This window comes from Legionella nigrisilvae, from assembly GCF_977063395.2.
Genome location: NZ_CDRUGZ020000038.1, coordinates 93734 through 116883, shown reverse-complemented (window position 1 = coordinate 116883; position 23150 = coordinate 93734). Strand labels below are relative to the sequence as shown.

Here is a 23150-nt window from a genome sequence, read left to right as displayed (position 1 = left end):
ATCATGCAAACGCTGTTATAAGGTAAAAAATATGAGTGATGGCAAACTTGAAACTCTGGAACAAGTTAAAGTCCATAATAAAAAAAAAGTAGCGCTCGTTGATATTGATGGATGTCTTATTATAGAGGGTAAGCTTAATACTGATCTGGTAGAGCGACTTCGTCAGGGGGGGTACGATGAAATCATTTTATTTACCCAGAGAAGTAAATTTGTTCAGTCATTAAGTCTACCGAGACAACTCTCAGAAGATGAAATTAAAACCACGAATGATGCCGTTTCACACCTGTCAGATGCACTAGGAAAGCCTGTTAAGGTATCTACTTCTGTAGATTTTATGTTTGATGGACCGTTTACTTATTTTGATCAATTAAAAACTACTGAAGAACTCATTCTCAAGAATACAAGTGATTTAGCCAAATTTCGTTCCCATCAAGCAGACTTAAAAAAAATAGAGGAACTGGGCAGAGAGGCAGAATCTCAACGTGATAAATTAAAAGAAATAGAAGTCATCAGACAACGTTTACTCACGGATAATGAGTTAGCAGAAATAAAGAAATTAAAAAATCAATTAGAAAATGAAATTAGTGAGGAAAAAAAAGTCGTCGCTGGATATCAATCTACGCATGAAGAATATAAAACTACGGACGTAGATGGATATCCTGTGAACAAGGAACAACAACTAATAAATTTGCGCGAAACCTTGACTCAAGATGGTTCAGAATTGGAAGAAGACTATTTTGATGACAATTATTTAAATCTACAGGAACTCGAAGGACTTGAGAAGAAACCAAATCGTTTCGTGGTATCAAAAGGCAGAATAATGTCTTTTGAAGAAGTGGAGCTTAAACTCATCAAAATAAATGATGAAATAGCCACGATAAGAAGTCAATTGGAACTTACAATTCAGGAGCTTGGCATACCTCCGGATCGTGCCGTCAAGATGAGTTACAAGGAAAAGGGCCAATTACCGGAGCCGCATAAAACTGCCGTGGTAAATTTACAAAAACTGGATGATATTCAGACTGCAATTAAAGAGGAAAATAGTTTTGGGAAAGCTCTAAGCACCGCAGAATTTTATATGTCAGCACAATCAAAAACCAATAGTATTATGGGGATTAAAGAGGAACTAGATAAAATAAGCCATCCTGATTTTTTAAAAAATGTTGAGATCATAAAAAAAGAACTATCCGATTTAAGAAAACAATATGAAATGCTGTTGAAAGACAAGTTTGGAATTACGGTAAAGGAAGCGAGTGCCAAAGACATCGAGGAATGGAGAGGGCCGCATAAAACAGCAGTTACTAATTTCCATAAGGTGCTTAAGAGTGAAAACGATCCTGTTGCAGTTTATCTGTCCAAAGCATCCGTCCAAACGCTTACAGAATTAAAAGAGACATTCAGAGCGCTTTATATTAAAACGGTATATAGTCCTGCTAACCTAGAACAGCCAAGAGATCATGCGCAATATGAAGTGACCACAGATACTGCCAATAATACAACAGATGAATTTAAACAAAAATATCAAGCGCTTAAAGGCGATGGATTAAAAATTAGTATCTTAAAAGATTTTAAATCACAGATTGAACAATTTACCACGAAACAAGATATTAAAGAGTTTTTGGAAGCTTATAAACTAAGCCCGGAATATCAAACTCTTGCGACTGGGCAAGGGGCGTTTACTCGAGGAGCTCATAAAGTTGCTCTTAGTAGTTTGATTACTACATCTTCAGTCGACGCTATTAATGATATTGTTAAGGATGCTCTCAAAATAATTGAGGATTCAAATAAAGTAAATCCTAAAGGGTGAAGTCTGCTTTTGCTCATTTATTGCATTACTCAGGGGTTTGACCCTGTGCAATTTAGGATGACAAACTAAGGCTTCATAAAGATTTTTTGAGAAAGGAAGATGATAATTAAGTCGGTTCAATTGTGGAGAAGTTATACGAGGAGGAGCTACCACTTCCCTGTGGTTTTGCATCATCCATGACGCCTTCAATTCCGTTTCAAACATCCACTGTTATTTCCTCGTTATGTAAAGCATAGCAAAAATCCTCTAAAGCTCATAATCCGCAATGCTTAAAGGTTTGTAAGAGATTTCTTAAAATGGACATGCATAATTGGTTTTTTCTATAAGAGCAATTTAAGAAGCCAATTCTATTTATCCGGTAATACATCAATTTTGTTTACAAAGCATTTGGTTTCGCCACTCCAGGGAAGAGTAAATGCATCACAATGATAGCTGATAACCACATGTTTATTATTTTGCATGGCAAAGTCAGCTTGTTCTACCAGTTTGGATTTGAATTGTCCAAGGGTGAAATGAAAAGCACGCCCACTTGCTCCACTCGCATTTTCCAAACCGCCAAGAATCATTTCTCCTTCATAGGTTCCCCAAAATCTACCTTCTTTGGCAACCTTGACAATAACCCCAGATTTTTGTCCTTTTTGTACGGACCAGCATCCCGTTAATAAAAAAGCAGAGATGAGTATAATGAATGGTAAGAATATTTTTTTCATAGTTGTATTCTATAGTTTGAGTAGTAAGAAACTCATAGTTGATTTCTTTATATTGTAAAGCAGTTTGGTAATGGAGTAATCAGAATCACAATTGATTTTTTCTATTCGCTATAGCGTCTCACTTTTTTTAGTAAACGTATTAATTTAATGTTGAGTTTATTTTCAAATTCAGAAAGGACATTTTGATAGTGATCTGCATGCACGTCAGAGACAGTAGCCTTACTTGCAAATAAAATATAATTATCACTTATAGTAGGGCAAATGAATAGTTCAGCAAAATAATCGCGCATGTATTGGATGAAGGTAGAGTGTAACTCAGGAAGTTCATGAAAATTAATAACCAACCAACCTGAATCGTCCAAAACACGATAAGCTTGTTCGATAAACTTTTGTTGAATTTGAAATCCGTCCATTCCATATTCGTGATACATATCAGCGAAAATGACTTGCGTTGTCTTATTTTTTTGAAATTTCATGGCAACGTGGGCGTCTGCAATTAATATTTCGATATTTGGGTTTTGTGGTAATTGAAAAAAATCCAGTGCTACTTCATAAACCTTCTCACGTAATTCAATACAGAAAAGCGAGCACTGGGGGAAAAGAAAATGAAGGCAATGAATCAAACTTCCGCCTCCTAAACCTAATAAAGTAATATGCTCAGGATCTATAAATGCAAGGACTAACAGCATGGCACGTGTGTATTCATGTACAGGGATATGGGGGTATTGAATATAAATACCCGTCTGATCATAAACTGGATCGAAGTTTAGCGCCCTAATATTTCCTCTATCAAGAACAAAAATATTGCCCCAAGAATCATAGGTCTGATAAATTATTGTTCTACCAAAAAAATCCTCATCGGTTGCACTCAATTATATATCCTTGATCCTCTATGTTGCCCACTACTCAACATCCCCCCCTTCGACCTGCCTTTGGGAAAGGCTCGAAGAGGGGAGCAAGAGTTATCTATAAGCCACCCGTTTATAAATTATAAATTAGATGAGTATGTCGTTGTAAGAGTCCCTTCTTCTTCTTTGGATTTATTTCCTTGAACGGCAAAAACACCGAGTTGGGTTGCTGTTTTTGCACTACCCGGCATCACAGATGTCTCCATTGATTTTTTAGCAAGCAGCTTTTTATCATCCAGTAGTACTTTACCATTACTGTCATTGATCGTTAAATGCAGGGTTTCATTGTTTTGGTATTGTTTTGGCTTAAGTGCCACAAATTGACCCGACATGTCAAAGGAACAAACATACTCCTCTGATTTCGCATCAAGAGTGGTATTATCAATCACTTCCATACGACAGTTAAATAACTCCCGTGCAGCAGCCCATTCCTGCAGCTTATCTTTTTTATCTAAAGCCTCCACAAAATCGACAGTATCCGTCGTAAGGACGAGTGATGCAAATAGCTCAGCGACTTTATGCAAAACCTCCGGTTGAGTTCTACCATAACTCAAAATGAAAAATTTATTACGCACTGAAACCAGAAATGAGTCTTTTTTTAAGGCATCGATAGATTCTTCTATATCAGTACTTAGTTTTTGATTGTGGCCTATAGTATTTTCGCCATCGGTAAATAATAAAACATTATTGTGTAGCGATGATTTTCTAAGCATGGATAGTTGCTCGGAAACTGTAGCAAAAAGACGAGTTAGACCTGTGGCTCTTAAACCATTGATATCTTCGGACAATTGAACAAGGTCCTTTCTTTGATAACTGCCCATGCCCACCTTTTTCGTCTCATCGTTAAATTCGGTAATATTAATGACGGCATCAGGTTGGAATTTGAACAGGGCGTCGGCAAATTCAATCACACTCTTTTGCAACTTGGTTAAGCGTTCACCTTCCATACTGCTGCTGGTATCTAAAACAAAATGATAGGTTGGGGGTGTCAGCGCTTCAGGAACAAAAAAGTAAGGAGTTACTTCAAGCGTGTCCTCGCTAACCCGTTTTTCTGCATAAAAAACCTTTTTTTCTTCAAATGAATTTGAGTGCGCTAATAGTAAAGGCTTTTTACCATCAATTAAAATGAGTTCTTGTTTGTGACTTCTAAGAAACTCTTTCAAATTAAATTTAATTTTTTCGTCTTCAATATGAATGAATTTATAATTCAATGAATTAAATAAGGGGGCGAAAGCGGCAGACGGTAAAGGTATATTCAAGAATTCCTGTTGTTCATCGATGTTAAAATCGAGTCCGCTGAGCTGTAAAACATTCAATACCGCAAGGCAGGATTTTTTGTGGGTATCCGCTGTTATACTATCAACACAGGTTGCTTGATTTATCTCATCAGTCAGAAGTTCAGTCAGGGTTACTTTTTTTAGGGGAGGTTTTACAGTATTTTGTTGTAAAAGTTCTTGCAATTCAGCGGCCAGACTTTCATTATCCTTTGTTGATGGGGGATGAAAAACCACCCGTTCATCATGACAAACGACTTTGGTATTGTCCAAATGGACACCCATCGCGTGCAACAATTCCAACATATTTTTTGTGCGCAGCATATTATTAGCAAGATGCTTCATAAAACTCCCCTTTTATTAAAATAAACACAATTTGCTGGGGATAATACACAGAAATAAAAGGGAATAATAGCCAATTCATCACGCTTTATGCTGAATCCATTTAAAAAAATGAGTTCATTTCTTGTCTAGGTCATCTATCTGAAATTGCTCATGAATTAAATGAGTTAATTAGGCTACTTCGGTGCTAATAATAATTATCATGACTTATCTATGTATTAACAGTTTGATGGAGTCACAAAATGTGACCCCAAACTTTACGTCAATGTGCAAAGCATTTTTTCAGACGCCATCAAGCATGGCTTTTTGGTTCTTCGATGATATAAGCCATAATGATTATTTCCCAGTAATGGACTTTTAGCTTCATCATTTAGAGTTTTGACTTCGGTCTTTTCATTTTTGGGGAGGGGCGGCGCGATTTTGGTAATTGGCGCTAACTCGGGTATGGGGCCCTTTTGAGTCGAAAAAATATAATGAGTGACGCTTGCTCTTAATGCGAGCGCTGCTCTGATCGCGGCCACATTTTTGGGATATAAATAAAATCCATATCGAGTTGACTGATAATTGACTAAGTCTATAGGAAGGTAGATTTCTGATCCTATTGAAGGACTATGTCCAATTTCGAAACAAAATTTTAAGCGCTTGTTCTGAAAATCAATCATTTCAACCTTTGCTGGGCAAATGCCTTTCCTTCCCGGGGCAAAGGTTATCAACAAGCCGCCCAATTTCACTTTGTTTAAGTCGTGATCGCAGTGCTTGATCAAAAAATCTTCGTCGCCATAAAGATAAGTCTCCAATTCATCTGGCTGGATTTTTTGTAATTGCTCAATGTGAAACACATCGCCATTAAATATTTGGCTGGCATACCGTGAGTAATCTTCCCCCACCCTCAGATAACGATGCGGATAATTTATTAAATAGGGTCTTAACTTTGAGTATTTGCAGTCTAAATAAAACAGTTGCAAAAGAAAAAAATGGTTGCTGGACAGCTGACAAATTTGATTGACGTTAGTTAACCCAGGCACTTTGGCGAAACAATTCTCGAATCTTGTATCTAAGTTCTGAACTGTAACCCGGCAGTCAGCATAAGTCGTAGGATCAAGGTGATGTTGCCACTCATCCAGTATGGATATTACTTCTTTTTGAAGAGAAGGATCTATCTCGTCCATTGGATTATCAACTTCAATTAATTGAAACTGTTCAAATAGATGTTTCAATGGATGTTTCTGGGTAAAAATGGTGCTTGATAATGTTTGCGAAGGATAATGCGCGAGTATTTTTTTTAAAAATAGTACCTTCGTTTCAGGAGCATCTTCGGATGAATTTATTAAGCGTTTTAGATCTTTTAACATCTGGATCCGCCATTTTATTTGACTTTCCTGCATATGACTCCCTAGACTTTTTTCAAAGGAGTTGAAAAAATCTTCTAATGCTTCCGCATCTTTCAAAGCTGTATCAGGAACCAGACGCAATTTTTTTAAATAACTCCATTCAACATGGAGTTGACTCAAATCGATGGTGCGCATATCGAGGTTAATAAGCTGAGCATAGGGAAGCCTAGTGCCGCTAAAATCAGCTCCATCAATGATGGTGCCATCCAGGATAGCTCCACTTAAATTAGCCCATCTCAAATTTGCTTGCTGCAAATTGCTTTGTCTCAATGTTGCATTCCCCAAATCCGCATGGCTTAAGTTGGCTTGTTCAAGCAGTGCATTATCCAAACAGACTTGAGCCAGGTCGGCATGATGTAAATTTGCATGCTGCATATTGGCTGCCTTCAATGAGCTTTTACTTAAATTTGTATACCTTAAGTCCGTTTGAAATAAGTTGATTCCAGACATATCCGCATAGCTGAGATCAATATGGGGCAAGGGGGCTTTAGATAAATCAGCATTTGCCCATTTGACATGTGAAAGATGGATGAAGGGTAAAAGATTGAGATAGCTTTGGGGAAAAGTTTTTAGAAATAAATCGAATAATGCTGTTGCTTCAACCGCTGCAGTAGATGAATAATCCGATTGATTTTCTGGAATACTCTCTAAAATATTTTGGATAATTAGAAGCTGGTCTCTCGTCTTTTCATCGATATGTTGGCTGGCGCAAATTCTTTTTAATTGTTCAATATCCGGGAGCTGTTGATGATGCCGAGTCAACATATAACAGGCCACCTCATGATCACTCATAGGCATTTTATGCTCAACCAGACTTTTTAGAGCCTTGTATTCAGCAGTGTGTTGGTATCCTTCGACAAATTTATAGGCTTCTTCAGGACTGATTTCATTCAAATGTGCTAGGACTTGCGATGGATTTTTTTTAAAGCGTACTGCAAAGGCTGTGGCTGCCGTATTTGATAAATTTGTTGATGCAAGTTGGGCTGAGATTAAATCTTCTACATCCAAGTGAGTGAAAATACTGACCTTTACCTCTTCAGGCAGCGAAAAAAAAAGATGTTCCTCATTAGTTGGAGGGATGGAAGAAATTGCACTCTGGGGTGCACTAATTTCAGAATCCTTTACAAGTTCAAATAATTGTTGAGTTTTTAACTGTAAATCACTAATCCGTGCACGAAGCTGATTTAGCAATTGTCGCAGTTCATCATCAATCTCATAATGGGGTATAGCTTCAGCGTGATGATTGTTGTCCGTATTTGGAAGCCTTTTAGCAAAGGCGTTGACCATATTGGTTTGCAGTTCTTCACAGGTTGAAAAAAAAGCAGTCCAATGGTTGCGAAGTTGTACTTCATCTAGTTCATTACCGAGAGTAATCATCAAGATGAGATCATTTTCTTTATAAAATTCCTCTAGATTTACTATTCTTTTCTTTAATGATAAAAGAATATGAATCATGTTATAGGAAAAAGGGTGGGTACTTTTGAGTATTTCATCACTTAGAACGCTATAAACCTCAAAGAAGTTTTGTAATTCTTTGAGTTGGGGAATAAATCGCTCTACTTGATATAGCAACTCTTTTACCTTTAAATAATGGAGATGTCGAGACATCTTTAGGATTTGAGATTTTAAATTTTTCATTATGTAATTCCTTTTCGAAGCATATGGCTTGTAATACATTTCGTAGACAATGTTTTCTTAGTTTGAACTTAAGGGTTTATGGGTTAAATCAATTGACAAATTAACTGAGAAAAATACAAGTGAACGGTTTTTTTAGATTCCTGAATAAAGGTGAAACGGATCACCGAGAACCCGAGTACAGTTAACTTATAATCTTTCTCAACAGCCAAAGCTGTATTCTGATCAAGATTGCTAAGTTACCTGTCCTCCATCATTACTGAGCTCTATGTGAGTAATGAAATAAGTTAAAAAATTAAGCGAATTGTAATTGCTTAATTGCTAATTTTAAACAGATTTTTAGATTAAGTGTCATAGACCCCTATACTTCAGTTTTCTCAACGATATAAAAAATCTCAATTTACTTAGATCAACACACAAGTCCTTTTTTTAGAGACCTCCAAATGATTTTTTGGGGATTTTTGGCGATATAGGCCAAAGCGGTTTTCTCCTTGTAAGGGCTGTTCAACTTTAGCATTTAAAGCCAAGGCTTTAATTTTTTCGTTCAACTCAGGGACAGGTCCTTTTTGTGTCGTAAAAATATAATGAGTCAGGTTGGTTCTCAATTCAAGAGCCGCTCGGATGGCGGGAATATCATCAGCATATAAATTACATTCAACATGGGTCATCGAATCATCGAGTATTTGGATCGGAAGATACAATTCTGTTTTTAAGGAGGGATACCGGTCGGCATCTATGGTAAAACCAAAGGTCAATCGCCTGTTTGCAAAATCAATAATCTCAACTTTAGAAAAACAGGAGCCTTTACCTCCCGGTGTGAAGCTGATGAGTAATCCTCCCAATTTAACTTGGTTTAAGGTGCGGTCGCTTTGCTTGATAAAAAAATCTTCATCGCCATAAAGATAGTTATTTAATTGTTCGGGAGGAATTTTTTGTAACATCTCCAGATGAAAGAGCTCACCATCAAATATTTGACTCGCATACCGCTGTGAATGTTTCAATGTCAGCAAATTATTTTGGGGGTACCCCACTAAATATGGCTTAAAGAGTGCGTTTTCATTCGTGCCTATGAAATAGAATAATTGCAGAAGGAAAAAATGGTGGTGGGAGAGCTGACAAATTTGATTGACGTTAGTGATACCTGGAGCCTTGACAACACATTCGTTGAATTTGAATCTTAGTTTCTTGAACCGAATGTGCATGTCAGGGATGGTATTATCAATACGATCCTGCAACCTGTCTAATATGGAAATCACCTCAGCTTGTAGAGGGTGCTCTACTTTGTCTCCTGAGTCATCTACAGTAATGAGTTTGTATTGTTCAAATAATTTTTTAAATGGGTGTTTGTTGCTAAAAATAGTGCTTGATAATAGGTGGGGAGGGTAATAAGTGAGTATTTTACTTAAAAAGAGCTTTTGGATTTCAGGGCTAAGTGATGCTGCGCTCATTAATCGTTTGAGATCCTTTAACATCTGGGTTCGCCATTTCATTTGGCTCCCAGGCGTATGACTCTCAAGATTTTTTTCAAAGGAGCTAAAGAAATTTTCTAATGCATGGGGATGTTCTAGAGCTGCATCGGGAACCAGACGCAGGTTTTTCAAATAGGTCCATTCCACGTTAAATTGACTCACATCGATGGTACGCATATCCAGGTTAGTAAGTTGAGCATAGGCCAAGTTTGTGCCTGTAAAATCTGCTGCATCAATGATGCAATGATCAAGTGTTGCCCCACTCAAATCTGCCCATCGCAAATTTGCCTGTTTCAAACATGCTTTACGAAGAGTGCTGTATCTCAAATCTGCATGACTTAAATTGGCATCCTCAAGTACAGCATTGTCCAAACAAACTTCTAAAAGGCTGGCATGGCATAAATTTGCCTGCCACAAATTTGCCTTCATTAGCGTGCTGGAAGCCAAATTTGTATAACTTAAGTTTGCTCCACACAATTTTGTTGCGGATAAATCCATCCTAGGCATCTGCCCGTGGGATAGCGGTGCATAAGATACATCAGTACCTGCAAGGTTAACTTCTTCCAGTGCGATGGAGGGTAAAACATTAAGGTAGACTTTCTTATAATTTTCCAAAAATAAAGCGAACAATTCATTTGCTTTTAGCGGATTTTTTGCTGAAAAATCAGCTCGCCTTGCTATATCAACTTCCACAGCATTTTGGAGTAGAATACGGAGGTGTCTTCTTGTTTTTTCATCTATATTGGAAGCGTTACAAATAGACCGGAATTGGGCGATGTCAGGAAGATTTGAATGGTGTCGAGTCAGCATGTAACAGACCACTTCCTGATCAGACATCGGCATTTTATGTTTAACCAGACTCATTAAAGCCTTATATTCACATGTACGTCGGTAGCCCTCAACAAAGGTGTAGGCTTTTTCAGGAGGAATTTGAGTTAAATGGGCGATAACCTGGGAAGGGGTTTTGTTAAAGCGTTGAACCATAGATGTCGCTACAGTTTTCGATAAATTTCTCGCTGTAAGTTGCACTGATATTAAATCTTCTATATCCAAATGACTCAAAATACTATTTTTTACTTCTTCCGGTAATGAAAAAAAAGGGTGCTCGTTGGTTGGTATATTGGGAGCAATAGAGTCCTGTTGTTTACTGAATTCGGAATCGTTCAAAAGAATAATGAGTTCCCCAGTGTTCTTCTTAAGCTCCCTAATCTGTGCATATACATGGCTCATCATTTGGCATAGTTCATCAATGTCTTTTGTACAACGATTACCCGATAGCCTTTTATTAAAAAGGTCATCAATATTTTTGGTAAGCTCATCGCACACTAAAAAAAAGCCCGCCCAATGATTTCGAAAGTGTATTTCATTAAGTTCATTTTGTGTAACAATTATGCAGATGAGATTATCAATTTTATAGATTGTATCAATGAAGGTCATCCAGTTATTGAAGTGATTTATCCTTTTTTTTAAGGACAATAGGATGTGAATCATTGCAGATGAAAACAGTTCATTATCTTCATTGAATAAATCGTTTGGAACCCCATAAGTATCACAAAAGTCATGCAATTTACGCAGTTCGGGAATCAATCGATCCGCTGTATTAATTAAACCTCCAAGACCTGACATCTCAGGATAGATTTTTTTAATTTGATATTCATTTAATTTTTTCATGATGTAATTCCATTTCATAAAGACAGTCAAGGGGATTTTGAATAAGCAATATCGCTCTGTTATGCACATACAAAACCTGTGTTACCAGCGACAAAGCGAATGAGAAAAAATAAGATTGGACAGGATTTAAATTCCTAGATAAAAACGTGAAGGAATAATCATCGAGAACCATGAGGATAGTTAACTTATAATCTTTTCTCAAGAGCCAAAATCGAATTTTGATTAAGATTGTTAAGTTACCTGTCCTCCATCATTACCATCCATTGAAAGTAATGAATCATTTAAAAATTAAAAGAATTTTAATTGTTTGATAAAAAATTTTAAAGAAGGTTTTTCTTAAAGATGAGCAAGCTCTGTTGCTGCACTCAGATCCAGTTTTGTGATCAAGTAAAATACGTGATCCATTTCCTGGGTCGAAAAAGAATTCTTTAAAAATTTCATAGAGCGATAAGTCAAAATAAGTGCTTCTAATGCCAAGCCAGGTTCCCAAGTTGTCAAATGGTGTTGCTCGATTATTTCTAGGATCAACCTCAAATAGGGTTTTAAAATAGATTGTTCATTTGCTTCAAGCAATGATTCACACAGGGCCATATAAGAGAATAATTTTACTTTGTTGCTGATGGACTCTTTATGGAGCAATTCAAGTTGTTGTCGCGAGATATCTGGCTTTTTCGTGTTAAATTGAGCAATTACCTCTTTTATTTCTCGCAGCTGGTTTTGTTCGATTGCAGATAAATTTTTTTCACTATTCGAAATTTGGGCGCTTTTTTTAGCAATAATCTGACTTAGTTGCCCTACATAGTGGTCACTTACAAAAGGAGTCTTGTCGTTAAATCTTAATTTCTCAATTCCAGAAATTCTTTGGATAAAATGAGCCAATTCTTGTTTAGCAGTTTCATAAGCAGCATTAAATACCCCATCTAACTTTTGCAAGGCATTAAGACTTATTAAATTTAAATCCAGCCAAAAAGGTTCTTGAGGGATTATTTCTTCTGCTGTAGCTACTATTTCAGCCCAATCCCCGGTATCTTGGACTTTTTTAATCCGTTCTTGATTGAAATATTCAGGAGCCTTTACAAGGGTAACTCCATTGTCGTTAACAGGTATTCCGGTTATTCCACCCCAGGCTGCAACACGATTTAAATAATAAGCATAAGGATTTGCTCGATCCTTCTCCATAAGTTCTCGAGCGAATTGAGTACATAGAATAAGGGCGGGTTCTAAATTAACACTTGATTGATTCTGTAGATTTGAGCTCGGCAATTCTGTACTCGATTTATCTTGTACAGGTGTGTGGACGGTGATTACCTCGGTTGCTTCTATTTTTTTTTGTAAACTTGAAAAAAGATCAATGTGTACCCCTCGAGTGAGTAATTCCCGCTCGAGATTTTTTAAGGTGTTAATAATTGGATGTAGAAGGTCTTCGTCGTCCGTACTTAATTTAACTTGTTTTAAATGATTCAGCGATTGAGTTGCATACCAGTTTAGCGTCTCAATTTTGGCTTTCATTCGTCCTTGGGGATAGGCATCCTCCCAGAAATTTACAATAAAATCTAAAAGAAAATTTAACCCCGCAGCCAGTCCTTTAAATTGATATTGATGAAATAAACCATAAGCCAAATAAGCAGCGATTTGAATGTCTTTCGTGTAATAGGTGAGAAGCTCAATCGAATTATCAATAATACTTAGCCAATGCACATCCGAGGATTGCCCGATTCGCGATAATTTTTGCACTTCATTGCGAATTAAGGCGTATTGAGTAAACTCATAACATTGTTCCCCAGCTTTGTTGGTCCCAGGAATAGGTTGGGTTCCTAATTTGTTAATTGAGTCAATATTAAACATCGTATTCGCCCTGAGCCCAGCAATCCGTGATGGTCCTTGGAAGCTTAGAGACATGAGTAAGGTTCTTTTGTGCTACTTTGTAATCTTTTTGCGCGGCAAAGTATTTTTCAATTTGCCACATGATGTCATGGCCACCCTTTATGTAGTAACTCACGCGAATTTTATCAATTTTGTGTGTTTTTAAAAATTTCGCATGTTCTGGAAAGTTATGCGGATAAAAATCTTTAACTCCAGTATCAAAGTCCTGTAAGAAGTGTAAAAAACCTTCATCCCCTGGATAAGGAATTACCAATTTAGTCCCTGGAAAAAACAAAGTAATCTCAGTTGGACCACAACTTTCTAATTGCCAATGAGAAATTTTTTGTTTTGACGGATAATTATAATTTTCTAAGGAATATTCTTTTTCCTTACATTCAACATGCAATATTGTCTTATAAGGCAGTACCGTAGCATTCACATCAAGATTGGTAGGCTGAGCATAAATCATTAAATTCACGGGAGAGCGCTCTTCAGGTTTTTGTTTTAAATGGCCTAACGCTTCCAGATCTTCATTAATTCTCATTCCAAAGGTTAACAACTGGTAATACTGCTCTTTAAAGGGAAACTCATGCCCAAGAATATACCTGGGTAGGAAATGGGTTCCTATTTGCTTCATGAAGGGAAGCGCATATTTGTCATTAAAAATCCAGACAAGCCCCCCTTTAGCAAATAAAGTTTGATTCAATTCTTCACCACTTAAAGCAATTGTTCGGAGGTACACCTCATCGAGCCACTTCTGTTGGATATAGCACGATGCAAAACGATTTGTATAGTCAATGTAGTAATCCAATGGACCACGCATGAGGGTCCAAAAAGGATTAGAAGCGTCGAGTTGGTCAAAATGTTCGAGTGCGCGTCTCATATCAACTAAAGACTGATAGGCCTGCATAACTAATGTAGATTGTCTGTCTACTTCAATTTGGCTTAAATATAACTCTCGGGAGTTCGTATACGCTTTCACTGATTGTACATAGGGTTCTTTATAAAGTTGCTTTAATAAATCACGATATTTCATGTACGACTTGGCTGCGTTTACTTGAGTGTTGAAATTTAATTTATTGGCAACACTGGGCGGTCTGTTGTATACATTACTCGGACTATCGCTGTTCCATTGGGAAGGCTTTTCTTGGAGCTTTTTCATCCAATCTGAAATCAAATCGGAAAGCTGCTTAAACTCTATTCCCTTCTCACTGCTATGACTGTACACCATGAGATCAGAAAATTGCAAAACGAGTTGAATCCAATGAGGCTTAGCGAAGGGAAGGCTGCCTTGGAATTCTGAGGCTAAATCTTGCAAGAAGCCATTATAAGGGCTGGTGGTTTGCAACATATCATTGAAGGTTTGATCCCATTCGTATTGAAAGGCTAGGGTTTTAGTTCCTTTGTAGAAATTAAGGGCAAAATTTTTCCATACATTAAGACGTGTTTCGGAATACCATACATCAAAGCTACTTTTTGATCTGCTCATATCCATGTAGAGCGGTAAAGCATGATTAATTTGTATCAGTAACGATTGAATGGCTGCAAATCCTGCTTTGGTGTATGCAGGGTCTATGAGGTAATCTCTGATAATATTGGACCCTATCCAGAAGCTGTTTAATCCAAGCTCAGATACATTATCTTGAGTATTAGCCCAGGCAAGAAGCCAACGCAAATCGGACGCCAAGAGATGAGATTGATCAAGCCAGAGGGTCAATTTACCAGCCTCACTACGCAGTTTTTCGGAATTTGGATTCCAAATTACATAATCTTTGTATAAGGGACCAAAGGTATTGAGAAAACGTTCCGGTAATCGATTGTATCCTAAGTATTTTATTTGTGGATTAGGCATTTGCATTAGCGTAGCAGGGCTTACACCGCTAATTATTTTGGCTTGGATTAAATTAATACGACTCACCATATTCTGGACCAAATAGGCTTTTTGGGTGTCCGTAAGACCTCCCTGAGTAAGCATTTGCTCCATTCGATTATCAAGAAGTACTAAAATGTATTGTTTAAAATGCTTTACATATTGCTCGCTGTAATAAGTATATAACCGATTTAAACCCCCTCGGTAAGGCAATATTTTAATTTGCAATTGATTCCTAAAAAGATCAAGTTGCCCCATCAAAACATGATAATCGCCAAATTGTAGTAAATTTGGTTCTAATTGATCCGAGAACGATTCTTTTTTGGGTAAAGGTTTGATTAATTCAACTAAACGATTTGATGTTGCGTTATAGACATAAATTAGATAACCCGCAGCCAGAGCACTCGCAAAATACCAAACGCCTAGATATTCCCATCGCCGTTTATTACGTTGCTTTATTTCAGAGTTTAATAAAGACATAGGACGGATGAGAGAGAGCTGAATCTGATCAATAAAATCATAATAAAAAACACTCTCATTTTTACCGTTATGCTGATATTCACCCAGCAAATAAACCCCATGGAGTACTGCGGGTTCGGTATAAGGCGAGGAAGCAAAAAATAAACTTGTAAACCTTGAATAGTTTTCTTCAAGTTTTTTCACGGTTGAAGGAAAGTTGAATACAGTGACATCGATGGGCTTTTGAGTATCAAACAAAACAATATCAATTACTTCATCTGCACGATTGCTGATGTATTTCAGTGGGGCTGTAGAAGTTGAATCTTTTAATGGATTGGTTACGATATATCCCATGGCCTGACTCCATAAGTTATCAGGCATAAGGGCTACGTATTCATCAAAACCACTCAATTCATTGCATTGAGTAATCAAAAAAAGTACTTGTTGGCGGTAACCCGTCATAAGACTCACTTGATCCACTCTATCTTTCAATGTTCGAGCTAAGTGGGCTATATTTGATTTATCACCATTTAAAAGCGTGGAGGATGGTAGTTCGATAACAATTTGATCAATAGGGGTAATTGCTTTTTTTTGACTCTTAATGTACTTCAGAAAATCAAGCCATTGTTTCTCTACGTTTTTTGATGGGTTGGATTCTAGTAGTTCCGCATCAACGCACCATATGGCAAAATGGTCGAGTACATAGACTTGATTTCGTTGCAGGGCTTCATCCTCAGCATCGCCAACCATAAAATGGGTATGTAGTTTCAATCCATTAGAAAGAAGAATTGTTGTTTTACCAAAAAAAATAATCCAGGGCATTTGCCAAAAACGTTTTGCCCCACCGGCGATATGATTGGTTTCTATATAATTCAGGGCATTTTCTAGAGTTAAGCGCAATCCTTCCGTCTCTATTTTTTTGCCGGTTTCTTTTGCTTTTTCAGCTTTTCTATTTTTATACCATCTCCGAATTGCCCACGTGATGCTATCGAGTATTAAGAATCCCAATAGCATTGCTAAGAAAATGAGTATTCCTACCCATATTGGATAATCTAGATGAAATGTTATAAAGGTGGCATACGCCCCCAAAATAACCACAAGCAAGATCCAAAAAATGATATGTCCTAATCGTCCCATTTGACTCTCTTGCTTACTTAATTAAATGTAAATAATTAGTAACTGTATTATTAATTACAAAATAAAAAAAGAAATAAATAATTAAAATCACCGGAATAGGTAGCAACCACCAAAGAACGCTTCGATACTGATCTAATTTTGGAGGGATAATTTGTAAATTATCATTCTTATAAGCTAACGGAAATGCAACAAATTCAGAGGGATAATTTGTCATGTCAAATCCCTGACTTAATTGTTCTAATGCAAAATTCTTATATTTTAATAAGTCAGGTTTATCTAAGGGTTTATGATAAACCCCTTCAAATCCCAAAACCAAACATCGATAATAAATTCTTACGAGATCTTCTTGTTTGCTTGGAATTTTACTTAAGCGAACAAAAAATTCTTCCCCAGCACTAGTTGTATTAAAATATTCAGCTTGCAATAACTTATCTTGCCACTGTCTCACACCTGCCCAACTGGTTTTTTGGACCACTTCATCAATCCATGCACAAACCGCGAATAAAGCGGAATTTAGATTATGCTTATCCACTTCATTTTCTTTCATTTTAATTTCAGCGATTAAAGAAGTGACCTTCCCTCTGAATTCATCATAACTAACCGTCGCGAACTGATTTTTATTTAAATCCCACACGTATTTAAATAAATCATAAAAAATGGCTTGCAGATTCATTTACCCTCCTACCGCGACAATGTCAATCACTATGTCTACAGGTGTTTTACCAAGATAGAAGGCGACTTTTTGTTCCATTTCGATCTTAGACCACATCACCGATTTATGATCAATATGATAATAAAGACAATTCGCGCCTTTGGGTACTCCTTCTGGAGCGGAAATAAGTCGGGAAATTGGAGCTCCGGGTAAAGCAAAATCTATATAATTTTCTATTTCTGAATAAGCACATAACTTACCAAAATCTTGTATCATTTCAGCAATTTCTTCTAAATCATTTTGTGCATACATGACTAAGAAATAATTTCTGTTTTTTTGGATGAAGTTATGACCCAAATCGGCCCAATAATGGGTTTTCTCTTTAACCATGCGTCGAATACGATCGGGGTCTGCCGTAATGGCGATTAATAACTTATTCAACAACGCGACAATCAGATTAAAGCTTTTACTCAAATTGGTGTGATCATAGACCGGTATTGCCGACACGTTACCACTTCCGCTTTCGAAAAAGTTAATCTCAGTAGAATAAAAACTTAGTTCGCCAATCATATGTTGGAGAAGGCCATAGACTTGCCAGGGGTGAACTGTTTTGGCATTGAGATAATGTTCCATAACCGGAACATTTCGTAATAAGGAGCGTAAGGAAAATAAACGTCCGAAGTTACTTTTATCCACTTGGGTGCTATACGAATCAAGAGGTTGTTTGAATTTTTCTAACTTACTTGTGGTTTTAACCAAATCACTTAGAAGCTGATTCATTAATGAACTGAGATTATGGTGTGCGGAGAGGCTGACACAAGATGGATAAAAATTAGGATCATAGAGCACTTCATCTTTTGTTGTTCTTCTCAATTCTGCTACTTGGATGATCGAGTAATTATGGGTATTTTCAATTTCGAATTCCCAAAATAATTTGACTACATAGAATAAAGATCTAAGATGAGCTTGTGCTCCTTGATGATAGTAGTCAGGAAGTTCATCGCCCGCATTCCAACTAATAAAACGAGTATTCACGTTACTCAAATTATCTAGACTCTCTACAGCAGTTACGTTGCCTATGTTTTTCGAAAGTTCTTTGACACCGATATATACTTTTAATGAGTTTGTATTCGCGGGCCAATCCGAGATAAAGGAACGAGGTAAAAATTTGGCATTAACATCGATCTCAACAAACTCGCCAGTGGGTAAAAAAAAAGCCATTTTTTCCACATCAAAAATGCCGCTCTTTAATGATTTTTCATTCACTACCAAATCAGTAAATCCCCAAAAGAAGGGGGTTATATAACGTAAAAATTGAGAGTGGATATAATGCTGATTGAGTTCAGTATATTGGAAATGTTGTGGCTGTAAAAAAAGTCCATGTTCCCAATCAATTGGTGTATTCCAAATCATATTTATTTATCCCAATATTTTTTTAAGGACTCACGATTTTTCTGTTTCGTGATTTTTGTCGCTTTCGAAGAACTTTCAGTATAGTTAATTCCTCGTGACCCAAATTCAAGATAAATGGCAATTCGTCCCATCTCTTTTGTTTTTTTCCAAAATGTCAGTGGACTCCATTTCTTAAATACTGGGATTTCATAGACGCGTACAGCACCCGCAGGGGTTAGATTAAAGTATCCTGCAACAACCACGATTTTCTTTACCGCTGCAAAACGCGCAAGCGTAAAGGTTTGGGTCATCCCCGGCGCGATAAAAAAGGTTTGAATATGGACTTTCTTGTTCGTTTGCGTGATGTTATCGGCTTCAGTATCACCATTGAGTAATTGACTAATGCCTTCTGCAGTTACTATTTGATTTTGTACATCTTCTATTTTTTCAACCTGAACTACAGCAAACTTTAAAGTATGTTTTCGATGATCATATTGATTCAAATCCTTACTGGCTACTGCTCGAATAAGAATAGCATTATCTTGGTAGCTGCTGGCTAACTGCGGCTCTTTTTCTTTTCCACCTGTCGTGCATCCACCGAGCATTAGAAATAAAATACAAAATATTATTCTTAGCATGATGTTAATTTTATTATCCTTAACATGAGATGAGCGTTAATTAGTAACAAGCTGAATAGTTCCATATTATCAGAACTCTTAGGGAAACAATAGATCCCACCTATAGCCTTCATCCAAACTAAAATTACAATTCTATCAAGGACATTAAAGCACATGAGAGGTCAAGCCGACGTTTAACAACTCCTAAAATTCAAATTCTAACTGTGGTTAAATGTTCTGATTCCAACGTGCTCTAATGTTAAGTGACATTCATGCGAGCAGAGCTGTATATTATGTACTCATTTCAGCCAGTAGCGTACCTTAAACAGGTCAATCTCTTTTTGTGGTGACAGCCAACTGACCACACCCAAAATACTTGTGGTTTCACAGGTCAATCGTATGGGTTTGAAGCAACCCTTATCTAAGATGACTTCAATAAAATAGGAGAATGGTTCTCTCACATAGAGTTGAAGGAGTAATTTCAGGCGATTTATATTTTCGGTATTTGCTAAGAATGTAGGAAAAATATCCGCTTTTAAAGGGCCTATAGAAATGAGTAAACTGTTGCTGTTTGATTTAAACTGACTACCCAAATATGCAGTTTTGCTTAAGCAATGATTTTCTTTCCCCACCAGACAATATTGTTCTCTAGGGATATCTTGCATGGATCGGTAAAACGAATAAACTTTGAATGGTACTTTAAAGTAATCATTTAAGAAACTCTGTAAACTCCAAATGGACTTAGTATCAGAAACCCAATGACTGGCATATCGCAAAAGATAATTGTAATCAGGTATTTTTTCGCGAACATCTTTGACCGCTAATCCAATAAATCCATATAATGCTTTTTTATAAAGTTCATCGTTTTGTTCTGCAAATTGTTCGAATATTCTATTTTTTGACCATGCCTCAAAAAGCAGTTTGTAAAGCCTCTTATGTAAAATATCAAGTAAACATTTCATTTCATTAGAATCCAGATCATCATCTTGGATTAACTGTTCCGTATAAAATGTAGGTAGGGGAGAGGTCGTCCCATAAAGACTAAAAAAAGTCGCCGTTAGGGTAAATTGATTCTGCTCCTGATTTTTTTGAATTTGATGAATATCCGTTTTTGGAAAGGCCAAGCTCAATAAAGGAATGATCTCTAAGGTACCTTTAAGCCCATTTTTCGCTTCATAAGCCAAGAGATGACTGATCAAGCGAATTGCTTGGTAAAAATTAAAACTTTTAGGATCAGTAAGTAGTTTATCTAAGATATTAAGCTCGGGTTGTTCAACCTCGGTTGCCATTTCCATACCTCTTTAGTTCTCGCGTTTTGCAAATGTAATAGAGTAAACGTATTAAATGGCGCGTTGGATCCAAAAAAAGCATCCATAATGCAACCAAATACATACATATCTCCAATGCATCTAAAGCAATCAGGATCACAGATTAAAGTAATATGGGATCCTGGGATCATTTCCCCGTAATAAAGACGTCGTGCTTTATCAACAATTATATTTTCGATTCCTTTTATCCTGCTCATATTGAGTTGATAATTCTCACCTTTTTCATAGATATATAAATTAAAAATATGCTTCAGGTGATTTTTATCTAAGAGTTGAAGTAAATTTAACGCTAATAAGGACTGAAAATTCCAGATTAAACCGCGATCGTAAGTTGGGACTAAGAACGATGAGGGCGGAATAAGATTTGTGTAAGTTAGATTCTCGGGTGAGCTATCCGTAGGTAAAATAATGTCTCCTTTATCTAAGAGCCTGGTTAAAGCACCATTGCTACATACGAGTTCAATAGACAAAGTTTCATCAACAGGGAATTCCTTTTCAAAATCATAAAAAAAACTAATATAGGTGTTTCGACCCGGTCCCGTTACAGAAGGCCTGTGATGATAAATATACTTATAATTTAGATTGAGCTCCGGATTGAAATTTAATAAGTGATCATATGCGATCTTTTGCTTTTCTTGTTGGCGATAACCGGTAACCTTCTTTACATCATATACAATGTAGTTTTCATTAAAATCATTATTAGGGATAATTTGGTAATCAGGTTGTTTATGATCCAAAGCAATAGGTTCTGCATGATGAGTAAACAAATTAATTATAGGTACAGCATGCAAGATCAGTGGGAAATTATCTAAATTAGCTGCCCATGGGGGTACTTCTTCTAATTCAATATTAATTTTAAAATCGAACTCATCCGTTCTTGTTTGCCAATTCTCCAAGCCAACTAACCGAAGGAATAAAAATTTATACGGTTGATGAAGATATTCATATAAAACTCGATGGGGGTGGTGAATATTTGGTGGGGCAGGGTATAAAGTTTCTTCATTTTCGAATGCACAAGGTTGTAAATAATCCGGCGATAAAATCAGTTTATCTTCTCCTGGTGCTTCAATAGTAATTCTACGCACATATCGCTGGAGTAAAAAAAAGGTATTACTGGCATCATGCCAATTTTGATTAATAAAAAAGCGTAGGGAAGAGGCTTGCCAATTTTTTAAGGTAATCCCGCAAAGGTGACAATTAATTTCAATCTGACTTATTCCACTCATAGTGTCTTGAAAATTAATATCTGTAATTATAACGGGTTCCACGGTGAGAGGTACAGTAGTGCGAAAGATGCACTTTACGTCATTTATCGGGAGTGAGGCTAACTCGGTACCTTTAGCCACTTCAAGCGATTCGCCTAAATTAGCCTTAGGAATAAACTGGATCACTGAGGTGCTCGGTACAGGTTTTGAGTATTGAGAGAAAAATAATTGGGTTAAATCATCAACCATTCCAGGTAGCTTTTCATCAATTACCATCCGTACTTGGCTCGTAAGAAAAGCGACCCCTTCCAGGATGCGTTCCACATCGGGATCGGTGCTTTGTTCTCTGAGCAAAGGAGCAATCGCGGGGTAATGCTCGGCATATTCTCTGGCGAGCTTTCTTATTTTGTTTAATTCATTCTGGTAGTAATCGATTATCATGTCTCTACCTTGAGTTACAACGTAACAAGTACTCGACCTTTACTTGTTAGAATCGTAGTAAAATAAACTTTGAGGCCATCAAAGGATTGATTTAAATGCGCTAAAATATTACAGGTAATGGTTTGCTTTCCTGAGTCTATTAAGATTTTAGACACTTCTACAGAGGAAAGCCGTGGCTCATAGCGAAGAATGGTGCTCTCCAAATGAGTCCTCAGTTCCTCTTGGTATGCAAACGAATAATCCTCAACTAGAGTGGGTAATTCAGATAACCCGTATTCTCTGTCAATTAATGCGCTACCTTGTCTTGTAGATAATATTTTTTCAAGATGGTCACGTATCGATTCAATTAATATCGATGAATCCAATTTGGCTGACAAAAGGGTGCCTTGACGAGCATAGCGCCGTACTCGTTCAGTTAAACGCTCTGCTCTCATTAACCAACTCGCATTAATTTAGTTAAATCCCAGCCAAATTCCTGGTTATTCTTTTTATCCATTACTTTATAAACTGTGGGACGCATATCCACGATGAATAATGGTCCTGCCGGATGCGAATAGGCATAGTCTACTTCTAATACCTTAGCATTTTCTAAGGTGATTTCGACCGCCACTTCAACTTCGCCAGAAGCACTGGAGCGCAAGCAATGGATAAGAGCTGTATTGATATTTTCACCTGTAAAAATACTTTGAGTATGAGGAACCACACCTGCTTGATCCCATAACCCGGTAAGGCGAAAATATTGGCAATCGGGAACACCAATCAGTTGATTTTGTGCATCAAATGCCCGAGTAATCCGCTGTTTAAAGTCCAGAAGAGCAACCCACCCCTCATATCCTTTTACAGTACTGCTTCCTTTAACAACCCCTGAAGCTTGAGTAGTTATTTTTGCCATTAACTTATACTGGGTTCTTGCTACTTCACTATTTGGGAGCATAGGTAGCATGGCTGTTTCATTCCCATCGCTTTCTCTTGAAGCCAC

At 37.0% G+C, this 23150-nt stretch carries 15 protein-coding genes; 1 reads left to right on the top strand and 14 read right to left on the bottom strand.

Translation table 11 applies throughout. From position 1 onward, the window contains the following. Positions 1–31 precede the first annotated feature (31 nt). The gene (locus tag ACWTE2_RS22870) at positions 32–1807 is read left to right on the top strand and encodes a hypothetical protein (protein WP_454784532.1); all 1776 of its coding nucleotides are present in this window, start codon (positions 32–34) and stop codon (positions 1805–1807) included. 347 nt (positions 1808–2154) lie between these two features. Here the strand turns inward: ACWTE2_RS22870 and ACWTE2_RS22865 are convergent, their stop codons facing one another. The 14 genes from ACWTE2_RS22865 to ACWTE2_RS22800 form a co-directional block, all read right to left on the bottom strand. Continuing rightward, complete coding sequence (locus ACWTE2_RS22865) at positions 2155–2517, bottom strand: hypothetical protein (protein ID WP_182391780.1); 363 nt, start codon at positions 2515–2517, stop codon at positions 2155–2157. Positions 2518–2618: 101 nt separating this feature from the next. Continuing rightward, positions 2619–3389: a methyltransferase domain-containing protein gene (locus ACWTE2_RS22860; RefSeq protein WP_454784531.1), complete on the bottom strand. Its 771-nt coding sequence runs from the start codon at positions 3387–3389 to the stop codon at positions 2619–2621. Positions 3390–3505: 116 nt separating this feature from the next. Next, positions 3506–5044, bottom strand: a complete 1539-nt coding sequence (locus ACWTE2_RS22855; protein ID WP_454784530.1) for a VWA domain-containing protein — start codon at positions 5042–5044, stop codon at positions 3506–3508. Positions 5045–5298: 254 nt separating this feature from the next. Then, on the bottom strand, positions 5299–8070 hold the full coding sequence (locus ACWTE2_RS22850; RefSeq protein WP_454784529.1) for a pentapeptide repeat-containing protein: 2772 nt from the start codon (positions 8068–8070) through the stop codon (positions 5299–5301). Between the two features lie 401 nt (positions 8071–8471). Then, positions 8472–11207 carry a pentapeptide repeat-containing protein gene (locus ACWTE2_RS22845; RefSeq protein ID WP_454784528.1) on the bottom strand — a complete coding sequence of 912 codons (2736 nt, stop codon included), beginning with the start codon at positions 11205–11207 and terminating at the stop codon, positions 8472–8474. 336 nt (positions 11208–11543) lie between these two features. Further along, on the bottom strand, positions 11544–13052 hold the full coding sequence (locus tag ACWTE2_RS22840) for a TssA family type VI secretion system protein (RefSeq protein WP_454784527.1): 1509 nt from the start codon (positions 13050–13052) through the stop codon (positions 11544–11546). Further along, positions 13045–16536, bottom strand: a complete 3492-nt coding sequence (locus ACWTE2_RS22835; protein ID WP_454784526.1) for a type VI secretion protein IcmF/TssM N-terminal domain-containing protein — start codon at positions 16534–16536, stop codon at positions 13045–13047. Before ACWTE2_RS22835 ends, ACWTE2_RS22840 begins: the two co-directional genes overlap by 8 nt. Before the next feature lie 13 nt (positions 16537–16549). Beyond that, on the bottom strand, positions 16550–17209 hold the full coding sequence (locus tag ACWTE2_RS22830; protein ID WP_454784525.1) for a DotU family type IV/VI secretion system protein: 660 nt from the start codon (positions 17207–17209) through the stop codon (positions 16550–16552). After that, the gene (tssK, locus tag ACWTE2_RS22825; protein WP_454784524.1) at positions 17210–18601 is read right to left on the bottom strand and encodes a type VI secretion system baseplate subunit TssK; all 1392 of its coding nucleotides are present in this window, start codon (positions 18599–18601) and stop codon (positions 17210–17212) included. It lies immediately after the preceding gene. A 2-nt stretch (positions 18602–18603) separates the two neighbouring features. Further along, entirely contained in the window at positions 18604–19218 is a 615-nt protein-coding gene (locus ACWTE2_RS22820; RefSeq protein ID WP_454784523.1) for a hypothetical protein, read from the bottom strand. A gap of 278 nt (positions 19219–19496) precedes the next feature. After that, entirely contained in the window at positions 19497–20486 is a 990-nt protein-coding gene (gene tssG, locus ACWTE2_RS22815; RefSeq protein ID WP_182391769.1) for a type VI secretion system baseplate subunit TssG, read from the bottom strand. Next, positions 20447–22171 carry a type VI secretion system baseplate subunit TssF gene (gene tssF / locus ACWTE2_RS22810; RefSeq protein WP_182391768.1) on the bottom strand — a complete coding sequence of 575 codons (1725 nt, stop codon included), beginning with the start codon at positions 22169–22171 and terminating at the stop codon, positions 20447–20449. The genes tssG and tssF overlap by 40 nt, the downstream gene beginning before the upstream one ends. A gap of 14 nt (positions 22172–22185) precedes the next feature. Then, the gene (gene tssE, locus ACWTE2_RS22805) at positions 22186–22605 is read right to left on the bottom strand and encodes a type VI secretion system baseplate subunit TssE (RefSeq protein ID WP_454784522.1); all 420 of its coding nucleotides are present in this window, start codon (positions 22603–22605) and stop codon (positions 22186–22188) included. Beyond that, complete coding sequence (locus ACWTE2_RS22800; protein WP_182391766.1) at positions 22605–23150, bottom strand: type VI secretion system tube protein Hcp; 546 nt, start codon at positions 23148–23150, stop codon at positions 22605–22607. The genes tssE and ACWTE2_RS22800 overlap by 1 nt, the downstream gene beginning before the upstream one ends.